General features: G+C 66.4%; 15 protein-coding genes and 1 pseudogene. 4 read left to right on the top strand and 12 right to left on the bottom strand.

Features of this window, described 5'->3' with window-relative positions:
* Positions 1–106 precede the first annotated feature (106 nt).
* The gene (locus LXM94_RS02890; protein ID WP_235769644.1) at positions 107–970 is read left to right on the top strand and encodes a MurR/RpiR family transcriptional regulator; all 864 of its coding nucleotides are present in this window, start codon (positions 107–109) and stop codon (positions 968–970) included.
* Positions 971–1,068: 98 nt separating this feature from the next.
* Here LXM94_RS02890 and LXM94_RS02885 read toward each other — a convergent pair whose 3' ends face one another.
* The 9 genes and pseudogenes from LXM94_RS02885 to LXM94_RS02850 form a co-directional block, all read right to left on the bottom strand.
* Positions 1,069–2,406: a hypothetical protein gene (locus LXM94_RS02885; RefSeq protein ID WP_235769643.1), complete on the bottom strand. Its 1,338-nt coding sequence runs from the start codon at positions 2,404–2,406 to the stop codon at positions 1,069–1,071.
* Between the two features lie 135 nt (positions 2,407–2,541).
* A pseudogene (locus tag LXM94_RS26265) lies at positions 2,542–2,661 on the bottom strand (hypothetical protein); the annotation flags it as partial.
* A gap of 152 nt (positions 2,662–2,813) precedes the next feature.
* Positions 2,814–3,173, bottom strand: a complete 360-nt coding sequence (locus tag LXM94_RS02880; protein WP_235769642.1) for a hypothetical protein — start codon at positions 3,171–3,173, stop codon at positions 2,814–2,816.
* A 268-nt stretch (positions 3,174–3,441) separates the two neighbouring features.
* Positions 3,442–3,804, bottom strand: a complete 363-nt coding sequence (uraH, locus tag LXM94_RS02875; RefSeq protein ID WP_235769641.1) for a hydroxyisourate hydrolase — start codon at positions 3,802–3,804, stop codon at positions 3,442–3,444.
* Positions 3,801–4,310 (bottom strand): ureidoglycolate lyase, encoded by a 510-nt coding sequence (locus LXM94_RS02870; RefSeq protein ID WP_235769640.1) that lies wholly within the window; start codon positions 4,308–4,310, stop codon positions 3,801–3,803. The genes uraH and LXM94_RS02870 overlap by 4 nt, the downstream gene beginning before the upstream one ends.
* Complete coding sequence (alc, locus tag LXM94_RS02865) at positions 4,310–5,332, bottom strand: allantoicase (protein ID WP_235769639.1); 1,023 nt, start codon at positions 5,330–5,332, stop codon at positions 4,310–4,312. The genes LXM94_RS02870 and alc overlap by 1 nt, the downstream gene beginning before the upstream one ends.
* A gap of 1 nt (position 5,333) precedes the next feature.
* Positions 5,334–5,831 carry a 2-oxo-4-hydroxy-4-carboxy-5-ureidoimidazoline decarboxylase gene (uraD, locus tag LXM94_RS02860; RefSeq protein WP_235769638.1) on the bottom strand — a complete coding sequence of 166 codons (498 nt, stop codon included), beginning with the start codon at positions 5,829–5,831 and terminating at the stop codon, positions 5,334–5,336.
* Positions 5,828–6,760, bottom strand: coding sequence for an allantoinase PuuE (puuE, locus tag LXM94_RS02855; protein ID WP_235769637.1), 933 nt, complete (start codon positions 6,758–6,760; stop codon positions 5,828–5,830). The genes uraD and puuE overlap by 4 nt, the downstream gene beginning before the upstream one ends.
* An 88-nt stretch (positions 6,761–6,848) precedes the next feature.
* Positions 6,849–7,556 carry a DUF1045 domain-containing protein gene (locus LXM94_RS02850; protein ID WP_235769636.1) on the bottom strand — a complete coding sequence of 236 codons (708 nt, stop codon included), beginning with the start codon at positions 7,554–7,556 and terminating at the stop codon, positions 6,849–6,851.
* Between the two features lie 230 nt (positions 7,557–7,786).
* Between LXM94_RS02850 and LXM94_RS02845 the strand changes: the two genes are divergently transcribed.
* Complete coding sequence (locus tag LXM94_RS02845) at positions 7,787–8,161, top strand: PRC-barrel domain-containing protein (protein ID WP_235769635.1); 375 nt, start codon at positions 7,787–7,789, stop codon at positions 8,159–8,161.
* Between the two features lie 4 nt (positions 8,162–8,165).
* Here LXM94_RS02845 and LXM94_RS02840 read toward each other — a convergent pair whose 3' ends face one another.
* Complete coding sequence (locus tag LXM94_RS02840; protein ID WP_235769634.1) at positions 8,166–9,341, bottom strand: NAD(P)/FAD-dependent oxidoreductase; 1,176 nt, start codon at positions 9,339–9,341, stop codon at positions 8,166–8,168.
* Here LXM94_RS02840 and mnmD point away from each other — a divergent pair.
* Complete coding sequence (gene mnmD, locus LXM94_RS02835; RefSeq protein WP_235769633.1) at positions 9,340–10,071, top strand: tRNA (5-methylaminomethyl-2-thiouridine)(34)-methyltransferase MnmD; 732 nt, start codon at positions 9,340–9,342, stop codon at positions 10,069–10,071. The genes LXM94_RS02840 and mnmD overlap by 2 nt on opposite strands.
* Before the next feature lie 27 nt (positions 10,072–10,098).
* On the opposite strand, the gene LXM94_RS02830 is transcribed toward mnmD, so the two are convergent.
* The gene (locus tag LXM94_RS02830) at positions 10,099–13,776 is read right to left on the bottom strand and encodes a PAS domain-containing hybrid sensor histidine kinase/response regulator (RefSeq protein WP_235769632.1); all 3,678 of its coding nucleotides are present in this window, start codon (positions 13,774–13,776) and stop codon (positions 10,099–10,101) included.
* Positions 13,777–14,034: 258 nt separating this feature from the next.
* Here LXM94_RS02830 and LXM94_RS02825 point away from each other — a divergent pair, with 258 nt between their 5' ends.
* Positions 14,035–15,633: a trimethylamine methyltransferase family protein gene (locus LXM94_RS02825; protein WP_235769631.1), complete on the top strand. Its 1,599-nt coding sequence runs from the start codon at positions 14,035–14,037 to the stop codon at positions 15,631–15,633.
* Positions 15,634–15,657: 24 nt separating this feature from the next.
* Here LXM94_RS02825 and LXM94_RS02820 read toward each other — a convergent pair whose 3' ends face one another.
* Positions 15,658–16,110: a host attachment protein gene (locus tag LXM94_RS02820; protein WP_235769630.1), complete on the bottom strand. Its 453-nt coding sequence runs from the start codon at positions 16,108–16,110 to the stop codon at positions 15,658–15,660.
* Between the last annotated feature and the right edge of the window lie 295 nt (positions 16,111–16,405).

Genomic DNA, 16,405 nt, shown 5'->3' with positions numbered 1-16,405 from the left:
CGCGTTGATACCCGCAGGCAATGTGGTATGAAACAACGCAGAGGAGAAATTTATTTTCATGAATGGGCCCGGTGCACCCTCGGCTCCCTCTTCGAAGGCGGGCACGATGGATCTTTTTCACGCTCTTTCCGACGAGGACGGCAAGCTCTCCGCGCTGGAAAAGAAGCTCGCCCATCTGGTGCTGGAAAACGTCGATTTCGTCGTCAACTCCTCGATCATCGACCTCGCGGGCCGTGCCGGCGTTTCGCCGCCGACCGTCACCCGCTTCTGCCGCCGGCTGGGATGCCAGAGCTTTTCCGATTTCAAGATGCAGCTTGCCCGCATGACCTATGTCGGGCTGCGCTACCTCAAGCCGGAAGTCCCGACCGCGACGCCGGCGGAAGTCGCCGAGGATATCGTGACCAAGGCGCAGAACGCGCTCTTCCAGCTGCACCGCCAGCTCGATCTCAAGGCGCTCGACGAGGCGGCCCACCTGTTGCGCGGCGCGGACTTCATCCAGGCCTTCGGGGCAAGCGGCAATTCGGCGATGATCGTCAACGAACTGCACAACAGGCTTTTCCGCCTCGGATGCCGGATCAACGCCTCGAACGACCACAACATGAACCTGATGCTTTCGGCAGCCGCCCAGGCCGGCACCGTGGTCTTCGGCTCCTCTTTCACCGGCCGCGATCTCGGGCTTGTCCGCTGCCTCGACCTGCTCCGGCAGCGCGCCATACCGACCATCGTCATCACCCAGAGCAACTCGCCGGTCGCCGCCGCCGCCGATGTGCTGATCGCCATCGACATGCCGGAAGGGAAAAACATCTTCCGGCCGACCTCCACGCGCTTCGCCTATCTCGGCGCCATCGACATTCTGGCCAATCTCGTCGCCTACGCGGACCGCAACAAGGCGCTGAAGGCCCTGCGCGGCATCAAGGAAGAACTCGTGCGCCACCGCGACGGCGACGACCGCCAGCTCCTCGGCGACTGATTAAGCCCCGCACGCCGCCGCATATGTTCCGTCCATGAAAAGGCCCCGCACCGGCGGCAGCCGGCGCGAGGCTTTTTCCGGGCGTTTCGCCTGCCGGACTACAGCAGGAAGGAATCCGATTGCAGGTCGAAGCCGCCTTCGAGCTTCACCACGAAATCGGCCTCGGAATCGCCATCGAGATCCGCCCGCACGAAAGTATCGCCATCGAGCTTGCCGTAGCGCAGCTCGCCGGCCTTGCCGGAGAAGCCGTCTGTACCGATGAAGTCGAAGGGCTGGATGCCGCTGCGGTTGCCGTTCGCGTCGAAGCCCGTGAGGTCGATGCGGTCGCCGTCGGCGACATTGAAGTCGAGGATCGTGTCGAAGCGGCCTTCGCCGGCCGGAGAGGCGCTCTCCGCCCGAAAGGCGAAGGTATCCGCGCCGCTGCCGCCGGTCAGGAGATCGGCGCCGTAGCCGCCGGACAGGATGTCGTCGCCCGTGCCGCCGTTCAGCACGTCGGCACCGATGCGGCCGCGCAGGACATCGTCCCCGCCGTTGCCGCGCAGCACGTCGTCGCCGCCATTGCCGGTCAGGTCGTCGTCGCCGTCGCCGCCCTGCAGCACGTCGTCGCCTTCGCCGCCGTCGATCGTGTCGCCGCCGGCACCGCCGAACAGGCGGTCGGAGCCGCGGTTGCCGCTGATACTGTCGTCGCCGGCACCGCCGGCAGCCTGATCGTCGCCCCCCTCGCCCTTCAGCCGGTCGTCGCCGCCGTTGCCGTAGAGCCGGTCGTTGCCGTCGCCGCCGAGGAAGCGGTCAACCCCCTTGTTGCCCTCGACGACATCGGTTCCGTCGCTGCCGACGGAAATGTTCACGACGTCGGTCACGTCGAACGTGAAGGTCTCCACCTTGGTGAGGCCGTCGGCATCGGTCACGGCGAGCTCGATGGTACGCGTCTCGGCATCGGCGAAATCGATGAGCGTGTTGAGCACCAGCGTGTCGCCTTCGATGCGGAACACGTCGCCCGGATTCGAGACGAGGCTGTAGGTCACCGCGTCGCCTTCCGGATCGGTGGACGACAGGGTCGCGACGACGTCGCCGACGTCCGCGTCCTCTCGCACGGCCTGGGTGGAGACCGTCAGCGTGGTCGGCGCCTCGTTCGCGTCGAGCACGCCGAAGGTGAAGGTCTTCGTGCTCTCCTCGATGCCGTCGGAAACCTCGACGGTGATATCGAAGGACGTGGCGGCCTCATAGTCGAGCGCCTTTGCGAGCACGAGCCGGGTGACGCCGCCGCTGGTCACGAGCTCGACGGTGCCGTCGGCGTCATCGGTGAGCGTGTAGGTCAGCGGGTTGTCGCTCGTCGCGGAAAGGGTCGCGAGAACCGTCCCGACCGCCGTTGCCTCGCTGGCGGACGTTGCCGAAAGCGCAAGCCCCGTCGGGCCTTCGGCGATGTTGAGCGTCACGTCGTCGAACTCGATGAATTCGATGTCGGTCAGCGTCGCCGTCCAGCTGCCCTCGGCGACGGAATAGGTGTCGTCGGTGTTCTTGGTGATCGTGAAGTCGCCCGATGTGCCGTCGACGACGAAGATGTCGTCACCGTCGCCGCCGCCGAACGCGTCGTCACCGCCGTTGCCCTCGATCGTGTCGTCGAAGCCGGTGCCGGTATAGGTATCGTCGCCCGTCGTGCCGACGAAATGCTGCGCGCGGCGGCCGAGGATCTCGTAGAGGACGTCGACGAAGGAACTGTCGTTGCCGGCCCGGCGAAGCGCGTTGTAGAGTTCGTAAACTTCGTTCGCCGCGGTGTCGGCGTCGTCGTTCTGGTCGGCGACGAGCCCGAGGTCGGAGACGACGAGGCCCGAGATGACGCCGGTCAGCGCGGAGCGCGTCGTGCCGGTCGTCGTATAGGTCGTGTCGGCGTCGTAGGAACCGAGCGTGAAGCTGTCGACCTCACCGGAAATCCGTGATTGGTGCCGTAGGTGAGGAAGTTGTAGGCGATGTCCGTGCCTTCCATCAGCACCTGAGCATCGTTCGTCGGCGTCGTCGTGTAGCGGAAGCCGACCTGGTCGCCCTTCACATATTGCGGCCCGTATATCGAATTGACGACCTCCCCGTCATAATAGGTCGAGCTGCCGACGGATGTCAGTGCCGCAAAGTAGCTCGCGATATAGCTCTCGAAGTCGATCGACGCCAAGGCGGACGCATCGATCTTGATCTTGCTGGTGGTTGCCATTTTCTACCCCTTAAACCCCGGAGATGAGCCGGTGCGCCTCTCCTGAAACACTGTCGAACGGGCAGCTGCGCCGCCCTGGGCGGCGGCCCGCCGGAAAATTGCGCACAGCGACAGCCACTCCGGGACGTGAAAACGCACAGGATGACAGTCCTTCGAGGCGGCAATTGCGGGAAAACCAGCCCTATGGGGCGGTTCTAAAAAACATGACTTCGCGAGTCAACTAAAATAACCGGACCTTTAAGGAAAGGTTAACCTTACGGCAGCCGAATCAACTTCCGCGATAGGTCGAATAGCCGTAGGGCGAAAGCAGGAGCGGCACGTGGTAGTGGGCGGTGGGGTCGGCGATGCCGAAACGGAGCGGAACGACATCGAGGAAAGCGGGCTCGGGCAGGTCGGCACCGCTGCGGCGCAGATAATCGCCAGCATGGAACACCAGCTCATAGATGCCCGCCATGAAGCCGATACCGTCGAGGAGCGGCCCGTCGACCCGTCCGTCGCTGTTCGTCTCGACCGTCTTGATCCACTGGCGTTCGCCGCCTTCCAGCCAGAAGAGATCAATCGTCAGACCGGCGGCCGGCTCGCCGAGTGCGGTGTCGAGGACATGGGTGGTGAGGCGGCCGGTGGCGTTCATGGGCGCTCCAGTTCGGGATCGACGATGACATAGGGTGTGTCGAAGAAATGCTCGACGACATTGCTTCCTTCGCCCTGGCGGTCGACGACGAGGAAGTCGCTCGTCTCGCCGATCGTCATCAGCGGATGATGCCAGACGTCGCGGCGATAGTTGATGCCCTGCCGGCCGCTGGCGCTGAAGACGCGCGGCCTGCCCGGCCGGCCGGCCTCGTCTTCGGAGACGACGACGAGCCATGGCCGGTCGTCGATCGGCGAGAAGCTCTGGCTGCCGAAGGGATGGCGCTCCATCATGCCGACCGTATAGGGGAAGGCGCGCGGGCTGCCGCGGAAGATGTTGATGATGACGCGCGCGCCGTCACCCACCGCTTCCGCGACGGCGAGCCCGTGGTAACGCTCGGTCGTGCCGTCATTGATCAGCCGCATGGTCGCCGGGTCGGCCTCGATGACGGTGCCGAAGGGGGCGAAGGCCGCCTTCGTCAGCGGCTCGACGACGAGTGTCTCCGCCATCACGCCTTCGTCCCGAACAGCCGCAGGCGGCTGACGCCGCCGTCCGGATACATGGCGAAGCGCACATGCGTCACCGGCCCGATGTCGATGACGTCGGCACCGGAATACGCGTGGATATGATCCATCTGCAGCTTCTGGCGGGCGAGGATCGGCTTCCACTGCAGCGAGGCTTCGAGCGCCGCCTCGTCGAATGCATCGTCCTGATCCGGCAGGAAGGCGCCCAGCAGGTCGCAGGCGTCAGGATAATTGCCCTTGAAGTGCGCGGTATCGACGACGATGCGCCGGATGATGCCGGCATGGCCGAGCTTGATGATCGCCCAATCATTGCCGGGGCCGCGCCGGCGGGCGGTCTCCCAGCCGTCGCCCATGTTGATGCCACGGCCGGGGGCGAGCATCTGGTCGGGCACGCCGTAATGGGCGTTCGACCAGGCAAGCGACCTGGCGCCGTTGAAGATATAGGCGAGGTCGATTTCTTCACCGGCGCCGACCTTCGACCAGTCGAAATGCGCGTCGCCATAGACCCGGAGCCGCGCGACGCCGCCGTCCGGATAGATGTGCAGCCTGAGATGCGTCCAGACGTTCGCCTGCTCGCCGGCCGGCAGTTCGAGGAAATGATGCGCACCGGGACCAAGCGGCGCTTTCGGCAGGATCTCCGTCCAGGCGGTCGCCTCGCTCGGATCGCCGCCCTCGATGCGGCAGGCCTCGATCGAGCAGTGCGGCGGATAATTGCCGGTAAAATAGCTGGTGTCGACGTCGAAGCCGCGGATGCGGCCGGGCATGGCGAGCCGGATGACCGCATGGTCATGACCGGGCACGCGCTTGCGCCGGCTCTCCCAGCCGTCCATCCATTTGCCGTTCTCGTCGTAGACGCCTTCCCTCCAGACGGCCGGCTCGTCGGCGAGCATGCGCGAAAGCGGCGCGAAGAAGTCGTCGGTGGCGAAGAGCCCCGCGGCACCGAGGCGGGCGGAGGCGAGATTGACCGCGCCTTTGGTGAACTCGGGAAGGGTGGTCTCAGGCGTCATGTCAGGCTCCGGGCAGCATCGCGGTCAGGCGCAGGAGCGCGATCCGCTCCACCTGCCGCAGCGCCGTTTCAAATTCCTGTTCGGGCGTATTGTCAATGCGGCGTTCGAAGGCAGCAAGGATGCCGTCTTTCGTCTGCCCCTTGACGGCGATGATGAAGGGGAAGCCGAATTTTTCCGTATAGGCCGTGTTGAGGGCGGTGAAGCGCCGATGCTCCTCCGGCGACAGCCGGTCGAGCCCGGCGCCCGCCTGTTCGTTGCGGCTGTCCTCGGTCAATTCGCCGGCGATCGCCAGTTTTCCGGCCAGATCGGGATGGGCGCGCAGCACGCCGAGCTGTTCCGCCGGGCTCGCCGCGCGGAACTGGCCGACGAGCGCCGCATGCACCCCGTCGGCCGTCGGCGTCTCCTGCAGGCCGCCGGCGTCAAAGGCCCGTTCGGCAATCCACGGCGAATGCTCGAAGACGCCACCGAAGCGCTCGACGAAGTCCGATCGGGTCATCATGCGATCGGCCCCTCCGGCTGGTGGTGCGCGTACCAGTGGCGGGCGATCTCGATGCGGCGCGGCACCCAGACCCTGTCATGGCCGAGCACATAGTCGACGAAGCGCGCCAGCGCTGCGGCGCGCCCCGGCCGGCCGACCAGGCGGCAGTGCAAGCCGACATTCAGCATCTTCGGGCTGCCCTCGCGGCCTTCCGCATAGAGCACGTCGAAGGCATCCTTCAGGTAGGTGAAGAACTGGTCGCCCGCATTGAAGCCCTGCGGCGTCGCAAACCGCATGTCGTTCGTCTCGAGCGTGTAGGGAATAATGAGGAAGGGTTTCCCGTCGAGCCCCGGCACCCAGTAGGGCAGATCGTCGGCATAGGAATCGGAGGAGTAGACGAAGCCGCCCTCCTCCATCACGAGGCGCAGCGTATTGTCGGAGGGCTTGCCCTGATACATGCCGAGCGGGTGGGAGCCGGTCAGCTCGGTGTGCAGCCGCACCGCCTCGCGGATGTGCCGGCGCTCCACGTCCTCGGGAAAATCCTTGTATTCCAGCCAGCGGTAGCCGTGGCTGGCGATCTCCCAGTCCGCCTCCTTCATGGCCGCGACGGCCTCGGGGTTGCGCGCCATGGCGAGCGTCACGCCGTAGACCGTGACCGGCACGTTGCGGCTGGTGAAGAGCCGCCACAGGCGCCAGAAGCCGGCGCGCGCGCCGTATTCGTAGATCGATTCCATGTTAAGGTTGCGCTGTCCCGGCCAGGCTTGCGCCCCGACGATTTCCGACAGCAGGTTCTCCGACGCCGGGTCGCCGTCGAGGATCGAGCTTTCGCCGCCCTCCTCGTAGTTCACCACGAACTGGACCGCGATGCGCGCGTCGCCCGGCCAGCGCACCCGCGGCGGGTTGCGCCCGTAACCGATCAGGTCGCGGGGATAGGTCTTGTCTGCTGTCATCGGTCCGCCCTTCTCATCTCGCCGAACGGTAGCATCCGCAAAGCGAAAGTCGAGACGGAAACGCGGCTTTCCAAAGGGCTTTGAAGCCTCAGGCGCTCCGGCGACGGTCGACGCGCCCGAGCGGATGCAGCGAGTGGACGCGGAAGGGCGACCCTGTCTCCTCCTCCACGAAGAGCGCGATGCTCGACACGTCGAGCGGCGCAGCGAGCACGCCCGCGAAATGATCGCGCAAGGCCTTTTCGATACGCTGGCCGTCGCAGGGATTGACGGTGCCCGTCAGCGTCATGTGGAAGCGGAACTCGTCCATCACATAGGGATAGCCCCAGCGGTGCAGGTTGGCGAACTGCGGCGCGGTCAGGCCGTCCGGGTCGCGCCGTTCGATCTCGATCTCGGTGAGCGGCGCGCGGAAGGCATCGAAGTGCTGGACGACGAGCGCCGCCAGACGGTGCATGTCGGTGTCGGGCCGCTCGGGCGCGAGGCCGTAATAGGTACCGAGCCGGGCGACTTCGAGCGGCTGCAGGCGGAACGGCCGCATCGCGCCGGCGAAGAGCATCAGTTCCTTCAGCAGCGTCGCCTCGCTCACGCCCTCCGCCAGGCGGAAGGGCGCCTTGAGATTGGCATGGAACCCGTAGCGGCGCGGCAGGGCCGTGTAGTAGGCAAGTTCCTGCAGCGTAAGGCCAGGCACGTCCGGCGTCTCCGCGAAGTCGCCGGAAAAGGCGTTGCGCCCCAGCCAGGCGGCGGCCGTGGTCGTCACGGGATGGTGCGCCGGCGGCGTGAAATAGATGGCGTAGCGCATGGTGCGCGGCTCCTCGGATCAGCCGCGACCCGGATCCGGGCGCAGCGAGCCGAGGGGTAGGTGATTTGCATGACAGCTTCACGAAGGAATTCCGGCGATTTTCCATAGTATTGACGACGTTTGCGTGAAGCGTTGGCAGTGCCGTCGCGGCATCGTCGCAATCCCACGGTCTTCCGGAACAATAGTGGCATGGCGACGTTCTTCCTGCCCGAAAGGAAAGGAGACATGCCATGATCATGCAGGACGCAACTATCAAGGAAACACAGGAGCTTATTGCAAGCGACAAGGTCGAGGGCACCAGTGTTTACGGTGCGGACGGCAAACATATCGGCACCGTCGAGCGACTCATTCTCGACAAGCGCAGCGGCCGCGTCTCCTATGCCGTCTTGAGCTTCGGCGGTTTCCTCGGCATCGGACACGACCGCTATCCGCTTCCCTGGGGCAAGCTGAACTACGACGAATCGCTCGGCGGCTACCGCGTCGACGTGACCAGGGCGCAGGTCGAAAACGCGCCGCATTACGAAAGCGATGCGGAATACGAGTGGAACCGCCGCAACGGCAAGGTGATTCACGACTATTACGGCGTGCCGCCCTACTGGATGTAAGGCCTCAGCGCGCCGCCTCCAGATGCGCGGCAACGGTGAAGGACTGTGGCAGCCCGGGCGGACTGCCGTTTGCGATTTCCCCGACGACCGCCGCGGCGAGGGCATGCGCCACCCCGAAACTGATCTTGAAGCCGCCGGTCAAGACACTAAACGAGGAATGAAGCGGATGGCGGCCCGCCATCGGGTCGCGGCCGATCGCCTTCGGCCGAAGCCCTGACCAGCGTTCGAGCACTGCAGCGCCCTTGAGCAGGGGAACGAGCCTCTGCGCCCGCTCGATCACCGCATCGAGGTGTTCGTCCGTGCCGCCGGGCACGGCAAAGGTAGGCTCGCTGGTGCTGCCCACCGCGACATGTCCCGCGTCATGGGCGATGACGTAGAGTCCGCCCTGAAAAACGATCGGAAGGCCGGGGGAGGCATCCGCGCGCAGCAGCGCCGCCTGCCCCTTGACCGGCACGCCGATCGGCCGTGCCGGAGGAGGCCCGATGCGCGCCAGAATATCGAAGCTCTCGACACCCGCGCTGAGGATCGCATGGCCGAAGGTGATCGTCGTGCCGTCGGCAAGCGACGCAGAGCGCGCCATCGGGTCCAGCGACACCACGGCCGTGCCCTCCCGGATCCGCACCCTGCCCGCCTGTTCGATCGCCACCTTGAGAGCCGAAAGAAGCCGTCGCGGGTCGAGCCGTGCCGAAAGCGCCTCGACGACGAAGCCGCAGTCCGCCGCGCCTGCCGCCGGCCATCCTTCCGCCGGCGCCGCATCGGTCACCTCGAACCGGAAGGCGTGCTCGCCCTGCCGCCAGACGGTGCGGGCGTCCTGCGCCTGCCGTTCGGCGATCTGCCGCAGATGCGGCCGGCCGAGCGGAATCACCCGCCCCGTGCGGCGATAACCTGCCGACAGTCCGGTTCGCGCCTCGAGCGCGGCGATTTCCGCCTCGAGCGACACGAGCGCGTCGAACTGGAACTGCTTCTTGTCGTTCCAGCGATCCGGCATGTGCGGCATCAGCGCGCCGAGCAGCCCGCCGCTGGCGCCCGCGCCGATCCGCGACCGCTCGACGAGCAGCACATCCAGCCCGGCATCGGCGGCCTTCAACGCCGCCCAGAGCCCCATGACGCCACCGCCGACGACGAGGAGATCGGGCGACGGTTGACCACTTGTGCCGCCGGCGCTAACGGAGAGCGTCATGGCAGAGATCTCGGACGATGCAGCCGAAGCCGGCGCGATGGGGGCCGGCACGATGGGGCTTGAATGGCATGAGGGCGATATGCCCTATTCGCCGGCCTTTGGCGATCACTTTTATTGCCGCACGGACGGCCGGCTCGAATGCGGCCACGTGTTCCTGGCGGGCAACCGCCTGCCCGAACGCTGGGCCGCTGCCGGGCGCTTCGCGATCGGCGAGCTCGGCTTCGGCACGGGGCTCAATTTCTGCGAGACGTGGCGGCAATGGAAGGCTGTTCGCCGCCCCGGCGCCCGTCTTTCCTTCACCTCCTTCGAGCGCTTCCCGATGGCCGCCGCGGATATCGGCCGCGCCCTGTCGCGCTGGCCCGAGATCGACGCGGAACGCCGGGCGCTCGTGGCCGCCTGGCCGGACGAGCCCGATGATCTCGTGGAACTCCGCCTGGCCGACGACGCCACCCTGACCGTGGCGGTCGGCCCGGCGCTCGACCGGATCGAGACATGGCCGGCCTCCTTCGACGCCTGGTATCTCGACGGCTTCGCGCCGTCGCGCAATCCGGACATGTGGTCCGCCGAACTGATGGACGCGACCTTCCGTCTGACCCGGGCTGGCGGCACTTTCGCCACCTATGCGGCCGCGGGCTTCGTGCGGCGCAACCTGCTCGCGGCGGGATTTGCAGTGGAGCGCCTTCCCGGCTTCGCGGGAAAGCGGGAAATGCTGCGCGGCCGCCGCGACTGACGGCGGTGCGCCAGAGATCCGGCGTCCTCAGTGCAGCGTCGCATGCCGCAGCGCCGGCTCCTCGTCGCGGGACAGCCAGCGCATCACCATCTCCTCCAGCCGGTCGGCGCTGATCGGCTTGCTGAGGAAATCGTCCATGCCGGCGGCAAAACAGAGTTCGCGATCGCCGTCGAGCACATGGGCGGTCACGGCGACGATCGGCACATGGGCGCCCGTTGCCTTCTCGATGTCGCGGATCGCGCGCGACGCCTGGTGGCCGTTCATGACGGGCATCGAGACGTCCATCAGGATCATCCGCGGGTTCAGCCGCTTGTAGGCCTCGACAGCTTCGGCGCCGTTGGTGACGATCGTGAAGCAATGACCGGCGCCTTCGAGCATCTGGCGGAAGAGGATCTGGTTCACATCGTTGTCTTCCGCCACCAGGATGTCGACCGGCGCGCCGGGCGGCGATTGCGCCGCCGCCTTGTCCTGTTCCGGTCCGCGCATTGCCGGCGGCGGCACGGCATTCTCCTGCGTCTGCCGGCGCCGGCGCGTCCGCACGAGCTCGCACAGCATGTCGAACAGGATCTCATGGCGCACCGGCTTCATCACCTGTGCATCGATCGGCAGGGCGTCCAGCGCGCCGAAACCGGCGTTGCCGGCGCCGAAGAGCATCACCAGCGCGGGGGCGGGGAAGTCGCGTCGCAGCGCCGACAGGGCCTCCGCGCCGTCCGCGTCGATCGCCACGTGGTCGAGGATCACGGCGTCGACGCAGATGCCGAGCCCGGCCGCCGCGGCAAGCAGGGCCCGGGCTTCCGCCTCGCCCGCGACGCCCGTCGCATCGAAGCCCCAGCCGGCCAGCAGGTCGCGCATCGGATCGCGCGTCGCATCGTTGCCGTCGACGACGAGGACGCGCGCGCCGCGCAGCGCCTCGGGAAGCATGTCGCGCACGAAGGCCTGCTCGCCGACATCGAAGGGCAGGCCGACGGCGAAGACCGAGCCGCGACCGACGGTGCTTTCGACGGTCAGCGTACCGTCGAACAGCCGGACAAGGCCCTGCGTGATGGCAAGGCCGAGCCCCGTGCCCTCGTGGCGCCGCGTCGAGGAGGCATCGATCTGCGAGAACTTTTCGAAGATCGAGGCGAGTTTGTCTGCCGGGATGCCGGCGCCCGTGTCCTCGACACGAACCTCGATCGTCGCCCTGCCCTCGCCGGCGGGACGGCCGGACATGTGGATGACGACCTGGCCGCGGTCGGTGAACTTGACGGCGTTGCCGACGAGATTGGTGACGATCTGGCGGAAACGCCCGGCATCGCCGGCAACGCTCTTCGGCATGTCCGGCGCGCTGCGGACGATGAGCTCCACGTCCTTTTCCGCCGCCTTGGCGGACAACAGCGTCGCGACGTCCTCCACCGCCTCGACCGGATTGAAGGGCGCCTTGCGCAGCACCATCTGCCCCGCGTCGATCTTGGAGAAATCGAGGATGTCGTTGATGATGGTGAGAAGCGCGTTGCCGGACTTCACCATGATGTCGATGAAAGTCTTCTGGCGTGTATCGAGGTCGGATTTCGCAAGGAGTTCCGCCATGCCGAGAACGCCGTTCATCGGCGTGCGGATTTCGTGGCTCATATTGGCGAGGAATTCGGACTTCGCCTTGTCAGCCATCTCGGCGCGCTCGACCAGCCGCCGCAGTTCCTCCTCGCGGTCCTTCATCTCCGTGATGTCGGAGAAGACGAGCACGAGGCGGCCGTGACCGGTCGGCGTCGCGTCGAGCTGGATCCACCGCTGCAGACCGCTGAGGATGGTGATGGAGGCGTGCCGGTCCGGCGCGATCAGCTCGTGGAACTGGCGTGCCTCGATGCGCTGATCACCGACATAGCCATGGATGCCCCGCTCTTCGCAGCTTGCGAAAATGTCGTCGATTGAGGCGCCGGGCGCCAGGAGGTCGCGCGGCAGCGCCACCATGTCGAACAGTGCCTCGTTGGCGAGCACCACCCTGCCGCCGTCGATGATCAGCAGCCCCTGCCCCATGGCGGAAACGGCGTCCTTGACGAGGCGGCCGACGTCTTCAAGCGCGCTGCGGGTCTCCAGAACCTCCCGCTCGCGCTCGCGGCGCTCGGTGATGTCGATGAAGGTCAGCAGGCAGCGCCCGCCGGAAATCGGCTGTCCCGCCTCGATCAGCGTGCTGCCGTTGGCGTAGCTCACCTCGCGGGCCGGGGCCGAACCGGACCGTATCTCGCAGAGGCACTGTTCGGCACAGGTCGGATCCTCGGCCGCGTGGTCGCCCTGCGTCCCCTTGAACCGTAGCAGTTCGCCGAAGGGCCGGCCCTCCATGGGCGGCAGCGCGCCCTTCCAGAGAGTGGAGAAAGCGCCGTTGGCGAGCTCGATCGTCCCGTTGCCGTCGATCACGACGATGCCGACCTGCAGCGATTCGACGATGTTCTCGAGATCGGAGCGGATCGCTTCGGCATGGCGTTGCGCCTCGATGAGCTGGTCCTGCCGCTTCTTCAGCAGCGACGTGTCGGTTATGGAGCCGATCAGGTAGTGCTTGCCGTCGAGCGTCGTCACCCGGTAGAGGCGCGTGATGGTGGGAACCAAAGCGCCGTCGGGCCGGCGGTAGTCGATCTCGGTCTCGATCAGTTCGCCGGTTTCGAGTACACGCTGGTTCCGCTCGTGGAAGGCCTCGCCGTCCTCGGGATACATCTCCAGCGCCGTCTTGCCGACCAGTTCCTCCATCGGGCGGCCGTTCAGCGCGATGAAGGCGCGGTTGGCGAAAACCATGCGCTCCTGGTCGTCGCGCATGAAGCTCGCGACAGGCAGTTCGTCGATGAGCGCCCGGTAGAGGCTGATTTCCTGTGCATGCTGGCGGACGCGATGTTCGCTTTCCTTGAGCGCCGTTACGTCCATGCGCAGCGCGACCAGAATGCCGTCCGGCCGGCGCTGGGTGATGAGACGCATCCATCCGGCCGCGGTGCGGCTGACGCTCTCGAAGAGGGGCAGGTCGTATTTGCCGAGGCGATCGGCGACCCAGGCCTCGCGTTGCGGACGTTCGCCGCCGTCGCGGGCCGTCTCGACGTCGTAGAGCGCCGTCGTGATGGTCTTCAATGAAACCGGCCCGTCGGCAAGATCACCGATCAACGCCCGGTAGAAGCCTCGCATGCTTCCGTTGGCATAGGCGAGCCGGTCATCCGCACCGAACACCGCCACGCCCGCGCCCATCGTGTCGAGCGCGCTCTCGATCGCCGTGCCATGCGACGACCGGGTACCGTCCCCGGCATTCGCAGCGGGGGCGAGCACCGGAAGCGTGGCCACATGTTCGTCCTCGGCGACCACCTGGCTGGCGATCATGCCCATGACGGTCGCAAGCCGGTCGGTCGCCGGCATGAAGCTGCCCACGAGGACGGCACAGTGTTCCGACAGGCGCCGCCGTTCCATGGTGATGACGAAACTGCCGCCGCCGAAGGGATGGAAGTAGCGCGCCGTCTCCGTCGCCCCGAAGATCAGGCAGCGGCGCTCGTGCTCGTCGCGATCCTCGTGTCCCAGGATCTCGCCCATCTCGTCGCTGCGCAGGCCGACGAAATCCGCGCGGGCATGGCCGAAGAGCTCGGCATAGGCCGAGTTCACCGCGAGGAAACGCATCTCGCTGCTCTTGACGTAGGCGGGATGCGCCTGCGCCTCGACAAACGCGACAACGTCGGCCAGCCGCTCGTCCTGATGTTCAGCCACGCAACACATTCCCGAGGAAAGGACCGGAGGGAAAGATACCCCCCAAGGCGTAGCATGGGCGATTGAACAGATGGTTAACGGATCGTTGCGAGGATCGGTCATCCACTCCGGCACGCGCCTGCGCGCAGGCGCGACTCCCCTTCGAGACTTCGAGGCGCCGGCTTATTCGCCTGCCCTCTCCGCTGTCGCAAATGGCGGCGCATCGCGCCACGCCTGCATGGCAGAGTGACGGCATCGAGACAACCATCGGGAACGGACATGGGCGACATCGTCAATCTGGAAACCCACCTCGGATCGCAACCGGACGGCAGTCCGGCACCGATCGAACGGCGCCGGCGCAGCGGCGGGCGCAGTGCCGAGCGGCAGCGCCAGCCGGACGGCGCCGCGCGCTACCTCGGCCTCGTCAATCCGATGACGCCATCCTCAGTGCTGTCGGACGATGCGCTGGAGGCGGTGCACCAGGCCTCGCTGACCATCCTCGAGGAAATCGGCATGGACATCATCCTGCCGGAAGCACGCGACCGGATGAAAGCGGCCGGCGCCGACGTGACGCCGGGCACGGACCGGGTACGCTTCGACCGGGGCCTCATCGCGGAGATGATCGCCTCCGCACCCTCATCCTTCACCCTGCATGCCCGCAACCCCCGGCGAAACGTGACGATCGGCGGCAACAATCTCGTCTTCGCGCAGATCGCCTCCGCACCCTTCGTGTCCGACCGCGAAGGCGGACGGCGCGCCGGCAACCAGGAGGACTTCCGCAAGCTCGTCAAGCTCGCGCAGTGCTACGACATCATCCACACGACGGGCGGCTATCCCGTCGAGCCCGTGGACCTTCATCCCTCCGTCCGCCACCTCGATTGCCTGTCCGACCTCGCGAGGCTCACCGACAAGGCGTTCCATGTCTATTCGCTGGGCAAGCAGCGCAACACCGACGGCATCGAGATCGCCCGCATCGCACGCGGCATCTCGATGGAGCAGATGGAGCGGGAGCCCTCGCTCTTCACGATCATCAACACCTCCTCGCCGCTCCGCCTCGACGGACCGATGCTGCAGGGCATCATCGAGATGTCGTCGCGCAACCAGGTCGTGGTCGTCACGCCCTTCACCCTGGCCGGTGCGATGGCGCCGGTCACAATCGCCGGCGCCGTCGTCCAGCAGAACGCCGAGGCGCTTGCCGGCATCGCCTTCACGCAGATGGTGCGCAGGGGCGCGCCGGCGATCTATGGCGGCTTCACCTCGAACGTCGACATGAAGACGGGCGCGCCCGCCTTCGGCACGCCGGAATATATGAAGGCGGTGATTGCCGGCGGGCAGCTCGCCCGCAAATACGGCCTGCCCTACCGCACCTCCAACACCAATGCCGCCAACACGCTCGACGCGCAGGCGGCCTACGAATCCGCCTTCTCGCTCTGGGCGCTCGTGCAGGGCGGCGGCAATTTCATCATGCATTCGGCGGGCTGGAGCGAGGGCGGCCTGACGGCCTCCTTCGAGAAATTCATCCTCGACGTCGACATGCTGCAGATGGTGGCGGAATTCCTGACGCCGCTCGACGTCAGCGACGATGCGCTGGGCCTCGACGCGGTGCGCGACGTCGGCCCCGGCGGCCATTTCTTCGGAACGGCGCATACGCTCGCGCGCTACGAGACGGCGTTCTACGCCCCGATCCTGTCGGACTGGCGCAACTTCGAAACCTGGAGCGAGGCCGGCCGGCCGACGACCTACGACCACGCCAACCGTGTCTTCAAGGACAAGCTCAACACCTATGAGCGCCCTGCGATGGATCCGGCGACCGAGGAGGAACTCGACGACTTCGTGGCCCGCCGCAAGGCCGAAGGCGGCGTGCCGACCGACTTCTGAGCCGTCGGCGCGCCAGTTCGGTACTCAGGCGTCGAACATGATCGAACGGACCGACGAGATCAGCTTCTCGGTCGGCAGATTGCTGAAATCCTTGCTGATCTCGGCCATCGTCTTGTCGCGGGTCCGCGCCGAAAGCATCGAACGCAGATCGCCGAGCGTTTGCGGCGCGGCGCAGACCACCAGCCGGTCGAAGGCGCCTTCGGCAGCATAGCCGTCGACGCGGCTTGCCACCGCGGACGTGAATTTCTGCTGTTCCTCCCGCACCGGGTCGCTCGAATATTCCATGGCGGAACGCCCCTGGCCGGCGGACGAATGGCTGCGGCCCGGCTTGTCCGCCATGATGTCCTGCACCTTCTTCGTCTCGGACCGGAAAACCTCCTGTTCGGGGCTCTGCGGCGTGTCCTTCAGGAGGTTGACGCCTTTCAGCAGCCGGGCCTGATTGCCGTCGGCGGCGAGGATCCATGTGGTGCTGTTCATTCTTCACTCCCGTCAGAAAGCTTGCGTTTCCACGCCCGGTCGAACGCGGGCGCCCATCACTATTCATGAGGAATATGGCGAAGTGGCGCATTGACCCAACGCAAAGCGCCGTCCCCGGTTCCGGTCGGCAGCCGGCCAAAACCGCCGAACTATGCTGTTGGAAAGTGGCGGCCGGCCTGTCTCCCGTTGCCGGATTTCGATAGGCTCGCGACGGAGGCATCCATGGCGGAACCACTCAAGAACCTGCTCAATCCCGGTCTCGTCGGCGAGATGGCGGATCATCTGTCCCGCGCCC

Origin of the sequence: Rhizobium alarense (genome assembly GCF_021555155.1) — a bacterium.
Taxonomy (GTDB): Bacteria; Pseudomonadota; Alphaproteobacteria; order Rhizobiales; family Rhizobiaceae; genus Rhizobium_D; species Rhizobium_D alarense.
This window is presented reverse-complemented; position numbering and strand designations above follow the sequence as displayed.

Bases quoted from the DNA above. Each gene is read 5' to 3' on its own strand.
- LXM94_RS02890 (WP_235769644.1), top strand. From the start codon at position 107: ATGGATCTTTTTCACGCTCTTTCCGACGAGGACGGCAAGCTCTCCGCG.
- LXM94_RS02880 (WP_235769642.1), bottom strand. From the start codon at position 3,173: ATGGCAACCACCAGCAAGATCAAGATCGATGCGTCCGCCTTGGCGTCG.
- uraH (WP_235769641.1), bottom strand. From the start codon at position 3,804: ATGAACGCCACCGGCCGCCTCACCACCCATGTCCTCGACACCGCACTC.
- LXM94_RS02870 (WP_235769640.1), bottom strand. From the start codon at position 4,310: ATGGCGGAGACACTCGTCGTCGAGCCGCTGACGAAGGCGGCCTTCGCC.
- alc (WP_235769639.1), bottom strand. From the start codon at position 5,332: ATGACGCCTGAGACCACCCTTCCCGAGTTCACCAAAGGCGCGGTCAAT.
- uraD (WP_235769638.1), bottom strand. From the start codon at position 5,831: ATGATGACCCGATCGGACTTCGTCGAGCGCTTCGGTGGCGTCTTCGAG.
- puuE (WP_235769637.1), bottom strand. From the start codon at position 6,760: ATGACAGCAGACAAGACCTATCCCCGCGACCTGATCGGTTACGGGCGC.
- LXM94_RS02850 (WP_235769636.1), bottom strand. From the start codon at position 7,556: ATGCGCTACGCCATCTATTTCACGCCGCCGGCGCACCATCCCGTGACG.
- LXM94_RS02845 (WP_235769635.1), top strand. From the start codon at position 7,787: ATGATCATGCAGGACGCAACTATCAAGGAAACACAGGAGCTTATTGCA.
- mnmD (WP_235769633.1), top strand. From the start codon at position 9,340: ATGGCAGAGATCTCGGACGATGCAGCCGAAGCCGGCGCGATGGGGGCC.
- LXM94_RS02840 (WP_235769634.1), bottom strand. From the start codon at position 9,341: ATGACGCTCTCCGTTAGCGCCGGCGGCACAAGTGGTCAACCGTCGCCC.
- LXM94_RS02825 (WP_235769631.1), top strand. From the start codon at position 14,035: ATGGGCGACATCGTCAATCTGGAAACCCACCTCGGATCGCAACCGGAC.
- LXM94_RS02820 (WP_235769630.1), bottom strand. From the start codon at position 16,110: ATGAACAGCACCACATGGATCCTCGCCGCCGACGGCAATCAGGCCCGG.